We start from the raw sequence: 3,538 nt of genomic DNA on the forward strand, positions 1-3,538 counted from the left end.
ATGGTGAAGCGCGAGGACGGGCCGCAGAATATTGGGGAGAAGACTATCTAGAGGGCGATCGCTGGGTGAGAACAATGGGTATTCCCCAGCGATCACAGACTTGGTATCAAGCGCAAGATCCTGTTTTTCGGGAGTATCTGGATGCATTTGCTGCTGGTATCAATGCCTATGCTGATGCTCATCTAGAACGCCTGAGTGAGGAGGTGAAAGTCGTTTTACCTGTAACTGCAGTAGATGTTCTGGCTCACAGTCAGCGATTGCTCAATTTCACCTTTGTGGTAAATCCGGGGCGCGTCGTCAACCTGAGTGAAACCCAGACGTCTCACGCCACATCAACACCTTCAACGGCATGGCTTACCCGTCTATGTCATCATCCGGAAGCGCAGTCTTTCTGTATGGGCTTTGATGCAACCAATTCTCCCGCTTTAGGATCTAATGCTTGGGCGATCGCCCCTTCTCGATCCGCTAGCGGAAATGCCATGTTGTTGGCCAACCCTCATCTACCTTGGTCTGATCCATTCTTCTGGTATGAAGCCCAGCTTGTCGGGCCAGGCATAGATGCGTATGGCGCAACGTTAGTAGGAATTCCAGTGTTAGCTATCGCTTTCAATGACTCCCTAGGATGGACACATACCATTAACACATACGATGGTTGGGATGCCTATGAGCTAATGCTGACAGAAGGTGGATATCTCTTTGACGGTGAGGTGAATGCCTTTGCTACCGAAGAACAAACCCTCAACGTAAAGCAAACTGGCGGAACCCTGCAAACCATTCCTCTGACGATTCAATATTCTATTCATGGGCCTGTGATCGAGCAATCTGAGGGACGGGCGATCGCCCTACGCGTTGTAGGGCTGGAGCAGCCCTACGCGCTCACCCAATGGTGGAACATGGCACGGGCGAAAAACCTAGAAGAATTTGAAACCGCACTCCAGATGTTACAAATTCCGATGTTTACCATCCTGTACGCCGATCGAGCGGGGCACATTCTGCATGTGTTTAATGGTCAAGTTCCTATCCGTACCGAAGGAGATTTTGCGGATTGGTCTACTCTTATTCCGGGCAATACCTCCACAGCACTGTGGGCTGAAACTCATCCCTACTCTGATCTTCCCCGCGTGCTTGATCCTCCCAGTGGATGGTTGCAAAATGCAAATGACCCACCATGGACAACGACCATTCCCCAGCCCCTCGACTCTAGCGATTACCCAGCCTATCTGGCCCCCCTGGGCCAATGAGCCTGCGAGCACAGCACTCAGCTCAAATGCTACGGGACGACCCTCAGATTACGTTGGAGGAGTTAGAACGATACAAACACTCCACCGAAATGGAACTCGCTAACCGCCTCTTGCCCGATCTCTTCGCCGCAACTCAGCCGCAAGCCGGATCATTGCTGCAACAAGCGTTAGAAGTACTGGCTCAATGGAATCGACGTGCGGATGCAGACAGTCGAAGAGCTGTTTTATTTGCAGCGTGGGCAGATGAAATTGACCCAGATCAGCTATTCACCGTTCCCTGGAATTCGGATCAGCCTTTGACTACTCCTAGACAACTTACCCATACGACAGAAGCGATCGCCGCACTAGAAAAGGCTGCTACTCAAGTCCAGCAAACCCACGGGCAGTTAGATATATCTTGGGGAGAGGTTTTTCGGCTAAAATTGGGCAATCGCAATCTACCTGTCAGTGGTGGTTCCGACGATCTGGGCATTTTTCGCACCCTCTGGTTTACGCCCAATGAAGATGAAACCTTTACGGCGATAGGAGGAGATTCGTTTATCGCCTTAGTTGAGTTTTCCTCCCCCCTTCAAGCCAAGGTTTTAACCGCCTATGGCAATTCAAGTCAGCCTAATTCACCCCATGCCGGCGATCAAGGGCAAATAATCTCGCACCACGCGCCGTCCGAGTTGCTCCAATTTTTCACGGACGCCTATGCGGGCTTGTACCTCTTGTTCTCCAGCATGAAACGGAGATTCAGCCTGAGTCCAACCGGGTGATGCCATAGTAGATTCCTCCCTTGCTCAAGAATGACGGGTAACGGAGTGTGGTCTTAACCGCCCAGAGCGATCAGCTCCATGCGAATGCCGCCGGGAATGTAAAACATCATGTGCTGAGTGGAGCCACCACCGAGAGGTTCGGGAGCAAACTCAATCTCAACCCCTTCAGTCGTGGTTAAGGTTTGATAGAGAGATTTGAGCGTTTCTAGCCCGTCTACTTTCAACGCAAAGTGATGTAAACCAATGTTGTTTTTGCGATCAAAGGCTACAGCACTAGCGGGATCTGTGGCTTGCCAAAGCGTTAGTAAAAGTGTGCCATCGGACAGGAAAAAAGCAGGATAATCAGGAATTTCACCAACCTGTTTGAATTCAAACACGTTCACGAAGAAATCTCGTGCTGCCGCTAAATCTGGAACCGTCAGACCCATATGATGAGCGCCTTGAGTGATAGCCATGGTAGTAATTCCTGTCAATAAATGAATGAATGGTTCGTAGAGAGATTAGAGGGTTTCTACCGTTCAGTCTGCAACCGCGAGAAAGACTGGGATAGCGCCTCTGGAGTGAGGGCAAGTTCGCTGGCGATCGCCGCTGAACCCAACGCGAGCCAGTATCAATTCAGGAAGATCAACCCCAAAAACAGGGCGATGTCCTCAAAAAATCGTCTGAAAAGCACTGTTATTACGCAGCATTGCTGACCATAGGAACCCGTCGAGTCCCTTCACTGCGGCGAATATCACGCCAAATTTGGGTGGCGGCCAACGCCCCATCTGAAGCCGCAACGATGACTTGATTCATGCCCACTTTCAGATCACCCACGGCAAAAATTCGAGGGTGAGACGTGCGATTCATCGTGTCGGTCACCACGTTGCCGCCGTTGTAGTCGAGGTCAATGCCGTTGAGATAATCGGCATGATATTTCGACCCCATTGAGATCAGTCCGGCATCCAGTTCCACAACAGAACCGTCTGCCAACTCTACCCCAGACATCTGATGGTTTTCGCCAAGGAACTGGTGAATCGGCTGCTCATTCAAGGTGTAGCCCTTTTGAGTCAGGCGATCGCGCAACTCTGGGCCGACTTCAAACGCGCCGTTGGTGAATACCGTGATATGCGGGGTAAACCAGCCCAACGAAAACGCCACTTCTAGACTCGATTCATTGCTGCCAAAAACTCCCGCCCGCTGATCGCGCATCTCGTAGCCGTCGCAGATCAGACATACATGTAAGTTGTAGCCCGCATAGTCAAACACATTTTTCATGTTTGAGAGCTGCGGCAGGTGATCGATGATGCCGCTAGCCGCAATCAGATAACGACTGCGAAACACTTCGTAGGTCGGGTTTTGACGACCTACGCGCACCCGCACCGCAAAGGTTTCGCCTTCATCAAGCACCTCTTCCACATAAGCATTGAGATAATCGCCATCGAGGGACAGGTAGTGATCTTTGCCTTGCTTCAGAACCTCTCGACCCGGCGTATCGGAGGGCAACCCGAGATAATTGTGCAACTCTTGCATCCCAAACGAACGGGCCTTGCCTTTATC

General features: G+C 51.2%; 4 protein-coding genes. 2 read left to right on the top strand and 2 right to left on the bottom strand.

Translation table 11 applies throughout. The features are described from left to right. Together V6D20_00175 and V6D20_00180 are read left to right on the top strand one after the other, a co-directional pair. Nucleotides 1-1,241, top strand: a 1,241-nt coding sequence (locus tag V6D20_00175; protein ID HEY9814213.1) for a penicillin acylase family protein, incomplete at its 5' end; no start/stop codon positions are given. Then, nucleotides 1,238-1,999 (top strand): penicillin acylase family protein, encoded by a 762-nt coding sequence (locus V6D20_00180; GenBank protein HEY9814214.1) that lies wholly within the window; start codon nt 1,238-1,240, stop codon nt 1,997-1,999. The genes V6D20_00175 and V6D20_00180, both read left to right, overlap by 4 nt. 53 nt (nt 2,000-2,052) lie before the next feature. Here V6D20_00180 and V6D20_00185 read toward each other — a convergent pair whose 3' ends face one another. Then, the gene (locus tag V6D20_00185; protein HEY9814215.1) at nt 2,053-2,454 is read right to left on the bottom strand and encodes a VOC family protein; all 402 of its coding nucleotides are present in this window, start codon (nt 2,452-2,454) and stop codon (nt 2,053-2,055) included. 223 nt (nt 2,455-2,677) lie between these two features. Further along, a partial coding sequence (locus tag V6D20_00190) for an NAD(P)/FAD-dependent oxidoreductase (GenBank protein ID HEY9814216.1) occupies nt 2,678-3,538 on the bottom strand: 861 nt, incomplete at its 5' end.

Source organism: Candidatus Obscuribacterales bacterium, assembly GCA_036703605.1.
GTDB lineage: Bacteria > Cyanobacteriota > Cyanobacteriia > RECH01 > RECH01 > RECH01.